Genomic DNA, 13,857 nt, shown 5'->3' with positions numbered 1-13,857 from the left:
CATTGGCAGTGTCAATAAATATTTTCATTTTTGTCTCCCCTTTATTTTTAGTTTAATTTTGACCATAGTAAGCATTTTTGCCATGCTTTCTTAAAAAGTGTTTATCCAGTAAAACCTGATCCATCCTTCCTTTATCCGGTGAAAGCACCAAGGTTCTGAAAGTCATTTTTGCCACTTCTTCCATAACTACTGCATTATGCACCGCATTCATCGGATCTTTTCCCCAGGAAAAAGGTCCATGGCTATGCACAAGTACCCCTGGAATTTGCATAGGATCAAGACCTTTAAAGGTCTCAACAATAACATTTCCTGTTTCTTTTTCATATTCTCCCTGAATTTCAGATGCTGTCATTTTTCTTGTGCAGGGAATTTCACCGTAAAAATAATCTCCATGGGTTGTTCCCATAGGCGGGATTCCTCTGCCAGCCTGTGCCCAGGCAGTTGCCCAGGAAGAATGGGTGTGTACAACACCACCTATTTCTGGGAAATTTTTATAAAGGACCAGGTGGGTCGGCGTATCTGAAGAAGGTCTTAGATTCCCTTCTACAATGTTGCCCTCTAAATCCAATACGACCAGTTTGTCTTCTGTTAATTCATCATACTCTACACCACTGGGCTTAATCACGACCAAGCCTTTTTCTCTGTCAATGCCGCTTACATTTCCCCAGGTAAAAATTACTAACTGATGTTCTACTAATGCCAGGTTGGCTTCCAGCACAGATTTTTTCAATTCTTCTAACATAAGACCATCCCTTCATATTTATTTTAAATATATTTTTAATTTACTTAATAATTAGTTGATATTATACTTGTGCGTACAAGTTAAGTCAATTGGTAGTTTGTGTGGAATCCCTCATAATAAGTTCCGGTTCCATTTTTTCCTGTATACACTCTTTCGTACCATTGATAAGCTCCAGAAGGCTTGCGGCAGCTTTTCTTCCCAGTTTTTCCTTAGGATGGGCTACCGTTGTAAGTTTTATTTCTCCTTGCTGTGCCAGTTCTGAATTATCAAATCCAACTACAGCACAATCCCCTGGCACATGAATCCCCTGTGTTCTTAATATTTCAAGCATATTGATTGCAATTTGGTCATTGTAACAAATAAGCCCTGTGCAGGTTTTTAGTCTGTGAATAAACCTCTGAATATACGCATCATCCAGAAGTAATGGATCGAAATCCTGGGATGAAAACCATAAAATATGCTTTTCATTAATTGTTAAATTATGTTCCCTATGAGCCTGTACAAAACCCTGAAATCTTCCTAACCCTTGCAGATCATCACTCTTAAAGATGCCTGCTATACGCTGATGGCCCTGCTCTATCAAATGCCTGGTGGCCATATAACCGCCCAAAACATCGTCCTCCATTACATAAGAAGCTTCAAAATTGTTATAATAAGCATGTATGAATACAATAGGAATTCCTTCGGCCTTAAAGCGCTCATAAATATCTATATTGGGATTGGGCAATACGCTTTTGGTAGGCTCAATGATTAAACCGTCCAGATTGTTGTTGAGCATATTAAGAAGGCAGTTTCTTTCTTTTTCAAACTCATTATTCGTATGCCCCAGTAAGATGGTATAGCCTTCTTTACTTAAGACTTCGTCAATTCCGTAGATGATATCAGGAAAAATATAGTCTTTAAGATAGGTGGTGATTACGCCTATAAGCTTGCTCTTCCTTTTAGACTCTCCTTCAGTATTGGCAACAAAAGTACCCTTTCCCTGGACTTGATAAAGCCATCCTTCATTGATGAGTTCCCCTATAGCTTTTCTGACGGTATGGCGGCTTATCTGAAAGCGATTTGCCAGCTCGTGCTCTGAAAAAAGCTTATCATCCGCCTTAAGCTGTCCTTCAGATATATAATTTTTTATAAACTCCTTAAGTTGTATATACTTTGGTTCGTTATTTAAACTCATAAGTCACCTCTTCATGTTGTATGCACAAGTTATTATAGCATACTTATTTATTTCTGTGAATATTTTATAGAAATTTATATAAATTTTTAAAAACTATATTGAAAATTATATAAAAGAAGTATAAAATAAAAGTAAATTACTTGTGCGCACAAGTTTTTGGCGCAAAATAGTTTATATTGTAATTTTAAAATATATTTTATAAAGGAGGAAGAATGATGTTAAATTTAAAATCATTCGAATTTTGGTTTGTAACAGGAAGTCAACACTTATATGGTCCTGAAACATTGGAACAGGTAGAAGCCCATTCCCGCAAAATGGCAGAGGGATTAGATCTTGACCCATCTATTCCATGCAAAGTTGTATTTAAGCCTGTCTTAACAACTCCTGATGCGATCCGCAAACTCTGCTCTGAAGCAAACTTAGACGATAAATGCGCTGGTATTATTACATGGATGCATACATTCTCCCCGGCAAAAATGTGGATTGCTGGTCTTTCCGAACTTAAGAAACCTCTCCTTCACCTTCATACACAATTTAACCGCGACATCCCCTGGAGCAGTATTGATATGGACTTTATGAATCTTAACCAATCTGCCCATGGTGACAGAGAATATGGTTTTATCGGCGCCAGATTAAGAATTGCCCGCAAGGTTATTGTAGGTTACTGGGAAAATCCAGAAACCAGAAATCGTATAGGTGCCTGGATGCGTTCTGCCCTTGCCTTTACCCAAGGACGCAATCTTAAAGTAGCGCGCTTTGGCGACAATATGCGTAATGTTGCTGTTACTGAAGGAGATAAGGTTGAGGCTCAGATTAAATTTGGCTGGGCAATTGACGCTTATGGCATCGGAGATCTTGTAGAACGTATTGATTCTGTAACAGAAGCTCAAGTGAATGAACTTATGGATGAATATAAAGAACTCTACGATATCGATCCTGCAGCCAATATTGATTCTATCAAAGAACAAGCCCGTATTGAAATCGGTATGAAATCTTTCCTCGAAGAAGGCAATTTCGGTGCCTTTACAACCAACTTTGAAAACTTATTCGGAATGAAACAACTTCCAGGTCTTGCTGTTCAACGTTTAATGGCACAAGGATATGGTTTTGGCGGAGAAGGCGACTGGAAAACTGCTGCAATGGTTCGTATCATGAAACTGATGAGTGCTGGCCTTAGCGGTGGAACATCCTTTATGGAAGACTATACCTATCATTTAGAACCGGGTAATGAAATGATTTTAGGCGCTCATATGTTAGAAGTATGTCCTACTATCGCTGCAACCAAACCAAGAATCGAAGTACATCCTCTAAGCATTGGCGGAAAAGCTGACCCAGCTCGTTTGGTATTTAACGGCAAAGGCGGTTCTGCGATCGCAACTTCTTTAATTGAAATGGGCGGGCGCTATCGTTTAATCATCAATACTGTAAACGCTGTACAGCCTACAATTGATATGCCTAAACTTCCTGTAGCAAGAGTATTGTGGAAACCAGAACCTTCCCTTAGCGAAGCTGCTGAAGCCTGGATTCTTGCAGGAGGCGCTCACCATACTTCCTTCTCCTATGACGTTACAGTAGAACAAATGATGGATTGGGCTGAAATGGCTCAAATTGAATGCGTATTAATCGACAAAAATACAGACATTCTTGCATTCAGAAATCAATTAAAATGGAACGACATGGCTTGGAGAAGATAATCAATCAATATGGGGGACTACTGTATGGAAAATATTAAAAATGCCATTATCAATGGAAAAACCGTACTGGGTATTGAACTGGGTTCAACCCGCATCAAAGCTGTTCTGATTGACGAAAACAACACACCTGTTGCTTCCGGCAGCCATGACTGGGAAAACAGCTATATCGACAATATCTGGACATACAGCCTGGAAGACATCTGGAAAGGTGTCCAGAATAGCTACAAAAACATGGCCATGGATGTTAAAGAAAAATACGGCCTAACCATCAAAAGAATAGGTGCAATTGGTTTTAGCGCCATGATGCATGGCTATATGGTTTTTGATAAAGATGACAATCTTTTGGTACCATTCCGTACCTGGCGCAATAACATTACGGAAGAAGCATCTACGGCTTTAACCAAATTATTTAATTACAATATTCCTCAAAGATGGAGTATTGCCCACCTTTATCAAGCGATTTTAAATAACGAAGAACATGTTGGCGATATTTCCTTTATGACCACTTTGGCCGGATATATTCACTGGAAATTAACAGGTCAAAAAGTTCTTGGTATTGGAGATGCTTCCGGAATGTTCCCAATTGATTTAAGCACCAAGGATTTTGACCAAAAGATGATCAACCAATTTGATGAACTTCTTGCTCCTAAGAATTTCCCATGGAAACTGCGTGATATTCTTCCAAAAGTTCTACTGGCCGGTGAAAATGCCGGTGTCCTTACAGAAGAAGGTGCAAAACTTCTGGATGTTACCGGAGAACTGCAGGCTGGTATTCCTCTTTGTCCTCCTGAAGGCGATGCAGGAACAGGTATGGTTGCAACCAATGCCGTAGCAAAACGCACCGGTAATATTTCTGCCGGAACTTCAGTCTTTGCAATGATTGTGCTGGAAAAAGAGCTGTCAAAAGTATATCCAGAAATAGATCTTGTCACAACACCTACAGGCAATCTGGTAGGTATGGCGCATTCCAACAACTGTTCCTCTGACTTAAATGCATGGGTAGGACTGTTTGCCGAATTTGCAAAAGCAATGGGTATTGAAACTGACATGAATAAAATCTTTGGAACTTTATATAACTTAGCCCTTGAGGGAGACCCCGACTGTGGAGGATTGCTCGCTTACGGTTATCTTTCCGGTGAACATATGACAGGATTTGAAGAAGGCCGTCCGCTGTTTGTGCGCTCCTCTAACAGCAATTTTAATCTCGCCAACTTTATGCGTGTAAATCTCTTTACAGCATTGGGCGCTCTTAAAATAGGTCTTGATATCCTTCTTAAACAGGAAAATGTGAAACTGGACAGAATTTTAGGCCATGGCGGTTTGTTCAAGACCAAAGGCGTGGCACAAAAAATTATGGCCGGCGCAATCAATACCCCTGTTTCCGTTATGGAAACAGCCGGCGAAGGCGGGGCATGGGGTATAGCCATTCTAGCCTCTTATATGATGAACAAAGCTAAAAATGAGACCTTGGAAGATTACCTTGACAGTAAAGTATTTGCAGGAAAAGAAGGCGTCGCAATAAGTCCTGATCCTAAAGATGTGGAAGGATTTGAAAAGTTTATGGAATGTTACAAGAAGGGACTGGCTATTGAAAGAGCAGCCGTAGAATATTTAAAATAAATCTATAATCAAATTTTAGGCCTGGCATAGATTTTTATATGCCAGGCTTTTAATTACTGCACCAGAGAGGTTTTATGCCAAAAAACGGATATGCTATGACCCTTGTCATTTGGTATTTTTAAAATAGGATTCGAATATGTCCAAATCGTTTTTACATTCATTCATTTGGTATATCTTTTTTAATGCCTGTCTTGATCTAATAAGAGGTCATAATATTCTTGTGGTGAATATGATGTCATTTTCCTAAAGAATCTTGTAAACGATGCAGCATTTTCATAACCAACCAATTTCCCTATCTCATTGATTTTGATATTCCTGGTTTGCATCAATTCTTTAGCCCGCTTTATACGTTCCTGATCTATAAAATCAGATAAGTTTTCTCCTGTTACCTGCTTATATAGTCTGGATAAATAAGATGGATTTAAATAAACGCGTTCCGCTAACTTAACCAGAGACAGATCTTCATTAATATGTTCTACAATGAATCTCTGAACCAATTGAATAATTTTATTGGTGCGGTCTATTTTTTCTTCACTCTGAAGGTCGAAAATAGCACAACATAATAATTTTAAATATTCCACAGCTTCTTCCCAGGAATCATGTAAATCTATTCGCATTAACTTGCTCGAGTCGATTTTAGAAGCAAGTTGATTGGTTAAATTTCTTTCATTGATATAAGATAATAAACTCAATGCAACTTTGAAATAAAGTTCTATCGCCAAACCATTATTTTTACTTCTTACCTTTTTAATGGGATTGAGGAATTGATCCAATAGCTCAAAAAATGTTTCTTTTTGGCCTGACCTAAAATAAGCTTTAATCCAGTCCAAACTTTTGTTTTGTGACAATCCATCGAGATAAATGTCATCCTCAGTCATTTTTTCTGTTTTATTATAAAGTATATGATTATCAATCATTAACATTTCAAGATCTGTTCCAGCCCGATAATTGATTAACTGATTAAAATAATCATATTCACGAAAGACTTCTTCCCATCTGCACGGAACTCCAGTCAAGATAAAATGGACAGATGCATGATTGAATTCTTTGCAGGCTGTTTGAATCATTTTAAAAATTTCTTTTAAAAAGGAAATCGTCTTCTCATAATATATATCCTGAGCCTTGTGAGAAGAAATATTTGTAAGCAATTCTTCAGGCTGAACAAATATAAAAAATCTATAATTTTCATCCATTACCACAACATTGCTCATATAAATGCCCATCTTTTGTTCTATAATCAATTTAATAGAGCACAAGTATTCCATCTTGTCCCAGTAAGTTAAATTTTTAGGAATGTTGCTGATATTGCCCATTACTAAAATAACAGGAATTTCAGGATTTAGGGGTATTTTCAACTGTTCAAAGTGATATTTGTTAATTTTTAAGGTGCTGTCGCCATGTAATAATTGAACAAGATAATCCTTTTGAAATAAAAATTTAGCCATGTTGATTTGTTCTTTTGCCTGATGAATCAATCCTTTAATTTCATTGGTTTTTTGTATTTCATTAACTGCATCCTCTACAGCTTTTATAACCCTATCCGGATCTTCACTCTTTAATATATATCGAGTACAGTTATATTGTACTGTGTTATAGATATATTCAAATTGGTCACAATCCGACAATACGATCACTTTACATTGGGGCCAATTCTTGTAAATTGCATTAAGGAGCTGTATACCATCCATCTTAGGCATCCTGATGTCTGTTATTACAATATCTATTTTCGTTCTTCTGAGCCATTCCATGGCTTCTTCCCCCGAATAAGCCTTATATATGTCCAAATCAAGATGCTTCATATTACAAAATACTTCAAATAACTAACTCGTTTGAAATATTTCCCTTATTATCCACAATCAATAGTTTATACATACTCTCTGCTCCTTATCAGTTTAACATATACAAAATTATCTTCATTGGTATATTGGTATTAAGAAGCATCTTTTCAGACAAACTGCCAAAAGTAACATAATCTTTTTTAAAATACGTAATCCACTTCAACTTTTAAATGAATATTATTAGAACTATGCTTCGTTACAAAGCAGAAATATTTTCCTAATCTCTTTGTGAATAGAATCAGGTTATCATCGCCAATTTCAACTTTAATGCCAATAAGAAAAAAACAATTATATATAGCTACTTATATTTAAAATTATAATATTCTTTAACAATTTATCCAACTAAAATTTATGAAATGTTTTAAAATAAAATACTATTGTATGAATTTAAAATGAAACTTAATTTTTAGAATGTAAACAAAAAAGATTGACTCTAAAATAAAGTCAATCTTTTTAAAAAATCGCTACACACTAATTTTAAGCATTATTTTAAAATTACTGGTTCTGCTAAACTTACGGGAGCTGTATCATCACTACTAAAGCGATCCAGTATGAATACCTTTACTGTGTATGAAGGATCGTCAGACTCTACATTAAAATAAGCTTTCATACTTTCTGTAGAAGTAATGTCCCTCATAAGAACAGGAATACTTACCGGTGTATTTCCTTTCATCAACTGGAATACAACAACTTCTTCACCGTCATGGCCAACTACTCCTCCTGTAGGACTAACCTGTATTTCTGCCAGAATACCATTGGCTCTGACAAGTTTGCCGTCAGTGATCATTGTAAATGGTTTTAACCCTTCTTCGGTTCCTTGTCCGGATACGGTTACAGATATTTGAGCAGTTGCAGTGTCTCCTAAGTCTCCCTTAAAGCTTACAGCTACAGTCACTAAGCCACTTAATTTAGCTGTAATCGTACCATTTGAAACCTCTGCAATAGCTGGATTAGGATTTTCATAGGTTGCTCTATTCGTAACGTCTTCCGTGTGTCCGTCTAAATATTCTGCCGTAACTGTAAACTCTGCTGTATCACCAGGGTCCAATGTAAAATTATTATTGTCAATGATAAGTCTTTTTACTTTACTTTCTGGTTTTATAGGCTTTACTTCCAAATAAACTTCAAATGTCTTTCCTTCATAACTTATATGAATACTTGTTGTTCCATAGTCAACTCCTGTCACAATGCCATTGTTAATTTCCACTATACCTGTGTGGCTGGGCGTTGCCATAGCCATAGAAGTAACATCTTCAGTAGTTCCATCGGCGTATATAGCAGTAACATTCAGATTCGCTGTATTATCTCCTGAAGTAATATCAATGATATGTTGATCTACTGTTGCATTTATAGCAACAAGTTCATGTACATCACGCTTTTCATTAAACATCCAATAGTCAAGCTTAAAAAGTTCTTCTGACGTTTGGCCTTTAAAAATCATGTATACATCATGTACGCCTGTTACTCCAGAAACGACTGTTGTTATCGTCTTCCAATTATCCCATCCCCCTGTAGAAGAAACAGGAAGTGTGCCTATAACTTGGCCGTCAAGGCTGTCAATACGCAGTTCTATTTCGCCTCCACGGGAACCACTGGCAACATTTGCTGTAAATGTACCCGCACCTTGATCTCCAAAGTCCAAACCTGATACAGCAATCCAATCTCCATGATTGATATCATTCACCTGTAGATTGATGCTCTCTACCACTAAACCAGGTTGAGTGGATGCCTCTGTAGAGATTCCCCCGTTCCAGGCAATGGTTTCAGCTTCAACCCGTGTATATGGGTTCATGGTTTTTAACCTGCCGACCCCTTTGCTTTCCATCTGAAGAGGCGTAATAGATCCAGTTACAGGATCAATATCAAGTTCCGTTATACTTGGTGAACGGTAATCCTTATGTCCGGATTTCCCCTCATTTTTCCTCTTTGCAATATTCACCTGGCGGTTCTGATAAGTGATATACCACTCGCCTTCAAATTCAAAAATTGCGTGATGGTTGTTTCCTGAGTCACCATTTCCAAATACTCCTGGTCCAGGTAAAATTGGCCCGATATACTCAAAAGGTCCTAAGGGATTGTCACTAACCATATAAGCAATCGTATTGGTTGGCGGATAACCCTCTCCATTCACTCCACTGCTGTTAGAGCAGTAGGAATAGTAATATTTGCCGTTAAACTTATGTATGCCCGAATCTCTAAAAAATCTCGGTGCATTGATTTCTTGAGGTGTTCCTTCAATACTAATCATGTCCTCTCCCAACTATACCACTCGGGCTGACTTTGGCTCGTTTGCATTTAAGCCGTTTATACCGCCACCGAAGTAAAGATAGGCTTTACCATCATCATCCACTAAAACTGCCGGGTCAACGAGCCATGGTACACTTGAAGAATTAACATTTTCTACTTCCCAAGTGATAAGTGCTTTACCCAAAGGATCATGGAAAGGTCCAATAGGCGAATCTCCCACCAATACACCTATTCCACCAGTATCACCATCAGCGAAGTAGATAAAAAATTTATCTTCTCCATTAATGTTCTTCCATGCAGCTGCAGGAGCCCAGGCCCTGTCTGCCCAGCTAGTTCCTCCCGCTAATTGTTTGCCAACCGGCACCTTGCCGTGGTCTGTCCAGTTCACCATATCGGCTGAAGAGATAATGGAGATACTGCGACAATCGCTATAACTATTATTCGTATCGGGTGTTAGTTCCCACTGAGCCTGATCATCTGTCATATAGATGTAAACCCTGCCGTCATAAACCATAGCACATGGGTCTCCACCATATTTGTGGGTAATAAGGGGATTGCTGTTACCCGGGATTTTTGCTGCTGCAGGAGCAAGATTAGTCTCTGCTTGTACTTCATACTGCCCTGTTATTAAACTTGATGGCGCTGCAAAAACACAAGTCGACATCAGAACTATCCATTTTTTTAATTTCTTCATGCATCACGCCTCCTTAGATTCCTTTATTACTTACTCCTGCAGAATTATTGCAAGAAGAACGAAAGAATCTTCACGGTTTCTGCACGGGTAATATTGTTCTTTGGTTTTATGGTTCCATCTTCATAACCGCTTACCACTCCTGCTGATACCAATGCTTCTACTGCTTCCCTTGCCCATGCTGCGATACTTTCATCATCCGTAAAGTTTGGATTAGACCCGGAGGCACTAAGTTGTGCTTTAGCCATTCTGTAGAGAATAACAAAGCCTTCTTCTCTTGTAATCTTCTGATTCGGCTTAAAGGTGCCATCTTCATAGCCACCAATCATTCCTGCTTCTCTTATGGCATTGATGTATCCTGCATACCAGGCATTAGAGTCTACATCCTTAAATTTGGATGGGCTATTGATGGGTTCTAAGCCTAACATTCTGCATATTAAGGTGACAAATTCTGCTCTGGTGATCTCGGCATTTGGTCTGAAGGTTCCATCCGGATATCCGCTGATGATGCCTTCTTTTACCAATTTGTTAATTGCTTCCCTTGCCCAGTGTTCTGCTGTATCTTTAAAGTCTGCAGTTTGTGAAGATGGTGTTTGACCTTGCTCGGTTTCTGTAGTTGTTGTTGGTGTTTCTTCTTTTACTTCTTCTTTAGGTTGATCTGTTTCTTTTGCAGGTTGGCTTCCACCTGAACTGCCACCGCCTGATCCACCAGAACCACCAGAAGATGGATTTGTAACGGTTATACTGCACTCTGCACTAAAGTTGCCATCCCGGGTTGTAACGGTTATGATTGCAGTACCTGCCTTCACTCCTGTTACTTTTCCTGTTTGATCCACTGTTGCTATAGAAGTATTATTGCTTTGCCATGTTACTGCCTTATTGGTTGCATTGGTTGGAATTACTTCTGCTGATAATTGTAATGTTTCTCCTACCTTTATTGTTGAAGCGGTTTTGTCTAGGCTTACTCCACTTACTGGTACTTTTGCATCTCCACTTTTTGCGTTAAAGGTTACTGTTGCTACTTCTGAGTCTCGTCCTGCTATAATTGTGTAAGTGCCTTCTTCTGCATTTTCCGGAAGATCAAAGGTAGTATTAAATGTTGGTCCTTTTACGACATCTATATAGAGAATTGTCCTATTAGGTGCCATGACTTTTATGGAAATCTCATCCATCGAAGTGCTTCCTGAAATAACTACCGTACCTCCGGGTCCTATCTCAGAGATACTGTCTATCGTAAGTTCTGCAGCAAATATGTTGGTGGCCGTAAAAAAAGTCAACAGCATGGCAATAGCAATTATTCTTCTCTTCATTTTCAATTCCCCCGATCCTATCATTATTATAGTCATTGGACCTAAGTCATACGCTTATAATAATTACTTTAATCTTTAATTCCGCCAAACTTTCAGATGCGCTCATAGCACTATAAAAACGATCAAACACATAGATGAAATATCTTCCTCAACTGTTCTGATTGTTAGAATATAAGGCTATAATATCTATGGGCCTGCTAAACAGGCCCCTTGATTTATATAAATTATTTTAAAGTGACGGATTCCGCTAAACGGATCGGTTCAGTTATATCCGTATCAAAACGATCTAATACATATATCTTTACTGTGTAGGAAGTATCAGCAGGATCCACGTTAAAATATCCTGTTATTTTTTCTTGTGAAGTTATATCCTTCATCCATGCAGAGAGCGTTATTGGTACATTGTCTTTCATCAATTGGAATACCACTGTTTCTTCCCCACTATGAGGCTCTGCTCCCTCTGCAAGGTCAATTTGCACACTGGCGCTAAGTCCCCCATCTCTGACCAGTTTATGATCCGTTAGAATTACAAAGGATTTTGTGATACTTTGGTCTGTTACTGTTACATCACAAGTTGAAGTTTTACCTCCATCGGCTGTCATTGCAGTAATCCTTGCACTTCCGGCAGCTATTGCACAAACCGTTACACTTGTTGTTCCGGTCAGTTCATCATAAACTGCTCCCGTTACAGTAGCTACAGCTTCATTGTCTGATGCAAAGATTACTGTTTTATTGGTTGCATTTAAAGGCGTTATGGCTGCAGTCAGTGTTGCGGTTGAATCTTTTGTTAAAGCTAGAGTATTCCTGTCAAGTGCTACTCCTGTTACTGGTATTTCTTCATCTTCCGGATTAGCCAAAGTTGTGAGCCGATCATAAACACCGCCTGTAATATCCAAAGTATCTTCTGTGTTGTCTCCTGCTTTTTCTGCTTCAACATCTGCTGCAGAAGCATTAACTGTGGCAGCTGTTCCTTCTTCATACTGTACTGGGTTTGCCAATACTGGTACTATCCCCAAGTTCGATGTAATAACAAAAAATGAAGTCATCATTACAGCCAGCCATTTTTTATACTTTTTCATTAGCTATACCTCCCTATAAAATAATTCTGTTAACGCTATCGCCCTGATCTCTTCCTTACCGCCAAATATTTGAACATAATTATCCCTTTAAAAAAAATTATATTGAATATCTTTTTGAAATACTATAAGCAGGTCTTTACATTGTTTACGGATATTTACCCATATGAATCAGTATATTTTAAAAAACTTTTAAAGTTTTTACTTTTTTCATCTTTACCTAATGCTAATAACGAAACAAATTTACAATAATAAGCAAAAAAATTGCATAGTAGTTAAAAATGATACATCCCTTATCAAGTAGATGAGGGATGTATCTAAACTACTATGCAGTAAAGTTAGTGGGGGCACATCATTTCTATCAAGAAATTTCTATAATTATAGGGAGGGATTCTATCTTTTCTTTTCCTTTCTCATAACAAGAAGACTTTGAAGAACAATAAAGAAAGCCAGAAGAGCGGAAATAATAATCTTGGACCACCAGGAAGAAATATTTCCCTGGAAAGATACGAAAGTTTCTATGGTTGCTTTAATAAGCACACCAAACAATGATCCAATGACATTACCTACGCCACCGGTAAGAGGTGTACCTCCTATAACCGTAGCTGCAATAGCATCCATTTCAAAGCCTCTTGCCAGTTCAACAAAGGCACCACTTGTATTTAAACAGAATGCAATGCCTCCTAAAGTAGCAAGAAAACCATTGATGATATAAACATAGAATTTGGTACGCTTTACGTTAAGACCCATAAGCAGTGCGGATTGTTCTTTACCACCGACAGCATAGATCGCACGGCCGAACTTAGTATATTTAAGTAAAAAGTACGCAAGAACCACAATAATGAGGGCCAAAATCACTGTGGGATAAATATATGGATAAATCATAACGCCTTTTTTATTCACATATCCACCAAAAGGCAAATAGATTTTTTTCTGGGCAATTGCCAAAAAAGTTTCATTAGTTATGGTAATCATTTCAAGGCTAATCATGGCAGTCAACCCTCTTGCAAAGAACATCCCTGCAAGGGTTACAATAAACGGCTGAATATTTAGATATGCGATCAGCCAACCCTGAATTGCTCCAAATATAACACCAAATACAAGAACAATCAGCATAGCTGGTACAACACCCATATGGGCCTTTTCCATCATCGCCGCAAGCATCATACAAGTAACAGCTACTACGGACCCAACAGAAATATCTATTCCACCAGTAATAAGAACCATTGTCATCCCTACAGATACAATGATAAGTCCTGCATTACTGGTAAACAGATTCAGAAAAACCTGCAGATTTGCAAAGTTTTTGTCCTTGTATACAATAAGTCCTGCTATATACATGATGATGAATAATGTTATGGTAGCAAAGAGTAAAAAGTTACGCTCCAGGAGCTTTTCAGCTATAACCTTAAAAAAGTTTGGCTGAGGTTGCTGAGGCGAATTGGTTTTCAGATTACTCATC

Annotated in this window: 10 protein-coding genes; 2 read left to right on the top strand and 8 right to left on the bottom strand. The window is 38.1% G+C overall.

The features are described 5' to 3' along the window. Nucleotides 1-52 precede the first annotated feature (52 nt). Together araD and JOD07_RS13085 are read right to left on the bottom strand one after the other, a co-directional pair. Nucleotides 53-742 (bottom strand): L-ribulose-5-phosphate 4-epimerase, encoded by a 690-nt coding sequence (araD, locus tag JOD07_RS13090; RefSeq protein ID WP_158741701.1) that lies wholly within the window; start codon nt 740-742, stop codon nt 53-55. Between the two features lie 85 nt (nt 743-827). Then, nucleotides 828-1,919 carry a GntR family transcriptional regulator gene (locus JOD07_RS13085; protein ID WP_158741702.1) on the bottom strand — a complete coding sequence of 364 codons (1,092 nt, stop codon included), beginning with the start codon at nt 1,917-1,919 and terminating at the stop codon, nt 828-830. A 215-nt stretch (nt 1,920-2,134) separates the two neighbouring features. Between JOD07_RS13085 and araA the strand changes: the two genes are divergently transcribed. Continuing rightward, a complete protein-coding gene (gene araA, locus JOD07_RS13080; protein ID WP_158741703.1) occupies nt 2,135-3,613 on the top strand; it encodes an L-arabinose isomerase in 1,479 nt (492 codons plus the stop codon). Between the two features lie 24 nt (nt 3,614-3,637). Then, nucleotides 3,638-5,233: a xylulokinase gene (locus JOD07_RS13075; protein ID WP_330636328.1), complete on the top strand. Its 1,596-nt coding sequence runs from the start codon at nt 3,638-3,640 to the stop codon at nt 5,231-5,233. 179 nt (nt 5,234-5,412) lie between these two features. Here JOD07_RS13075 and JOD07_RS13070 read toward each other — a convergent pair whose 3' ends face one another. The 6 genes from JOD07_RS13070 to JOD07_RS13045 form a co-directional block, all read right to left on the bottom strand. After that, nucleotides 5,413-7,032, bottom strand: coding sequence for a response regulator transcription factor (locus tag JOD07_RS13070; RefSeq protein WP_243429331.1), 1,620 nt, complete (start codon nt 7,030-7,032; stop codon nt 5,413-5,415). Between the two features lie 523 nt (nt 7,033-7,555). Then, nucleotides 7,556-9,319, bottom strand: a complete 1,764-nt coding sequence (locus JOD07_RS13065) for a carbohydrate-binding protein (protein ID WP_204614279.1) — start codon at nt 9,317-9,319, stop codon at nt 7,556-7,558. A gap of 12 nt (nt 9,320-9,331) precedes the next feature. After that, nucleotides 9,332-9,982: a family 43 glycosylhydrolase gene (locus JOD07_RS13060; RefSeq protein ID WP_204614277.1), complete on the bottom strand. Its 651-nt coding sequence runs from the start codon at nt 9,980-9,982 to the stop codon at nt 9,332-9,334. 74 nt (nt 9,983-10,056) lie between these two features. Then, nucleotides 10,057-11,319 carry an S-layer homology domain-containing protein gene (locus JOD07_RS13055; protein ID WP_204614275.1) on the bottom strand — a complete coding sequence of 421 codons (1,263 nt, stop codon included), beginning with the start codon at nt 11,317-11,319 and terminating at the stop codon, nt 10,057-10,059. Nucleotides 11,320-11,543: 224 nt separating this feature from the next. Next, nucleotides 11,544-12,398 (bottom strand): Ig-like domain-containing protein, encoded by an 855-nt coding sequence (locus JOD07_RS13050; protein WP_204614267.1) that lies wholly within the window; start codon nt 12,396-12,398, stop codon nt 11,544-11,546. A gap of 390 nt (nt 12,399-12,788) precedes the next feature. Further along, nucleotides 12,789-13,856, bottom strand: a complete 1,068-nt coding sequence (locus JOD07_RS13045) for an ABC transporter permease subunit (RefSeq protein ID WP_204614266.1) — start codon at nt 13,854-13,856, stop codon at nt 12,789-12,791. Between the last annotated feature and the right edge of the window lies 1 nt (nt 13,857).

This window comes from Defluviitalea raffinosedens, from assembly GCF_016908775.1.
In the GTDB taxonomy this organism is placed as follows: Bacteria; Bacillota; Clostridia; order Lachnospirales; family Defluviitaleaceae; genus Defluviitalea; species Defluviitalea raffinosedens.
This window is presented reverse-complemented; position numbering and strand designations above follow the sequence as displayed.

Excerpts from the sequence above, each read along its gene's own strand:
- araD (WP_158741701.1), bottom strand. The coding sequence starts at position 742 with ATGTTAGAAGAATTGAAAAAATCTGTGCTGGAAGCCAACCTGGCATTA.
- JOD07_RS13050 (WP_204614267.1), bottom strand. The coding sequence starts at position 12,398 with ATGAAAAAGTATAAAAAATGGCTGGCTGTAATGATGACTTCATTTTTT.
- JOD07_RS13060 (WP_204614277.1), bottom strand. The coding sequence starts at position 9,982 with ATGTCGACTTGTGTTTTTGCAGCGCCATCAAGTTTAATAACAGGGCAG.
- JOD07_RS13070 (WP_243429331.1), bottom strand. The coding sequence starts at position 7,032 with ATGAAGCATCTTGATTTGGACATATATAAGGCTTATTCGGGGGAAGAA.
- JOD07_RS13065 (WP_204614279.1), bottom strand. The coding sequence starts at position 9,319 with ATGATTAGTATTGAAGGAACACCTCAAGAAATCAATGCACCGAGATTT.
- JOD07_RS13085 (WP_158741702.1), bottom strand. The coding sequence starts at position 1,919 with ATGAGTTTAAATAACGAACCAAAGTATATACAACTTAAGGAGTTTATA.
- JOD07_RS13055 (WP_204614275.1), bottom strand. The coding sequence starts at position 11,319 with ATGAAGAGAAGAATAATTGCTATTGCCATGCTGTTGACTTTTTTTACG.
- JOD07_RS13045 (WP_204614266.1), bottom strand. The coding sequence starts at position 13,856 with ATGAGTAATCTGAAAACCAATTCGCCTCAGCAACCTCAGCCAAACTTT.
- araA (WP_158741703.1), top strand. The coding sequence starts at position 2,135 with ATGTTAAATTTAAAATCATTCGAATTTTGGTTTGTAACAGGAAGTCAA.
- JOD07_RS13075 (WP_330636328.1), top strand. The coding sequence starts at position 3,638 with ATGGAAAATATTAAAAATGCCATTATCAATGGAAAAACCGTACTGGGT.